Below are 644 nucleotides of genomic sequence, written 5' to 3' on the forward strand. Positions count from 1 at the left end.
TCTGTGAAGGACTGTATTTTGGCATGTGTAAATGGCAGGAAATGTAATTTGGATACTTCACAGCCTTTAAAGTTGGATACTTCACACATGCCGAGACGCAAGTTCAGCCGCCTGACGAACGCCCAGAAGCAGGCGCTGCGGGGCGAGCTGGACGCGAAGGTGCCGGTAACGGAGCTGGCGAAGAAATACGGGGTCAGCCGCCGGACGATCTACAACCTTAAGAACCGCTGGGACGAGCGCCTGCCGCAGTCGCGCAGCAAGGTGCTGACGGTACGGGTCAGCGCAGAAGACATGGAGCGGCTGGACGCCTTGGCGCGGGAGCTGGATCTAAGCCGGGCCGACACGGCGCGGCGGGTGCTGCTCTACGCGGCAGGCGTCTACCACATCGAGCCACCGGAGGCGGGCGAGATCGAAGCGCTGACCAAGGAGGTTTCGGCAATCGGACGGAACGTGAACCAGGCGGTCCGGGCGATGAACGCGGCCGTACAGCGCGGGCAGAAGATTCCCCGCCTACAACTGGACCAGCTGGGTCATCAACTACACGAGATCACCCGGCACAACGAGAAGACCCGCAGCCTGATGATCAGGCGCGCGCAGCAGCAGCGGACGCACATCGACCAAGTTCTTGCTGTGATCAAAGGCTG

General features: G+C 61.3%; 1 protein-coding gene. It reads left to right on the forward strand.

Annotation, left to right across the window (positions count from 1 at the left end):
* Positions 1-87: 87 nt before the first annotated feature.
* Positions 88-644, forward strand: a 557-nt coding sequence (locus tag CK240_RS17740; protein ID WP_095641556.1) for a helix-turn-helix domain-containing protein, incomplete at its 3' end; no start/stop codon positions are given.

Source organism: Paracoccus salipaludis (assembly GCF_002287065.1).
GTDB lineage: Bacteria > Pseudomonadota > Alphaproteobacteria > Rhodobacterales > Rhodobacteraceae > Paracoccus > Paracoccus salipaludis.